This window comes from Psychrobacter sp. FME5, from assembly GCF_014861375.1.
In the GTDB taxonomy this organism is placed as follows: Bacteria; Pseudomonadota; Gammaproteobacteria; order Pseudomonadales; family Moraxellaceae; genus Psychrobacter.
Window position 1 is genome coordinate 1 of sequence record NZ_RRYX01000283.1, and the last position, 395, is coordinate 395.

At 48.4% G+C, this 395-nt stretch carries 1 protein-coding gene; it reads right to left on the bottom strand.

From position 1 onward, the window contains the following. Positions 1–395: transposase (locus EI161_RS14695; protein WP_192530049.1), on the bottom strand; the 395-nt coding region annotated here is incomplete at both ends.

Sequence of the window (395 nt, forward strand, 5' to 3'; positions counted from 1 at the left end):
ATAGCATTGGTGGTATAGATGGCTTTTCTGATATCTTTCGGATACTCAAAGAACACCGTTAAGCCCTCCCAGTTATTACGCCAAGACTTGACCACGTGCGGGTACTCTTTGCCCCAAGTCTCATCAAAGTGCTCAAGGTTAGCCTCTGCTATCTCAAGCGTATCAGCGCCGTAGATGGCCTTTAAATCAGCGGCTACTGCCTTTTTGTCCGTCCAGGGTACAAACTTCATTGAGTAGCGCACCATATGCACGATACACAGCTGAACCTGAGCATTGGGATAAACCGTATTGATGGCATCAGGAAAGCCCTTTAAACCATCGACACAGGCAATGAGTATATCTTGCACCCCGCGGTTTTGTAGTTCAGTGAGAACGCCTAGCCAGAACTTGGCGCC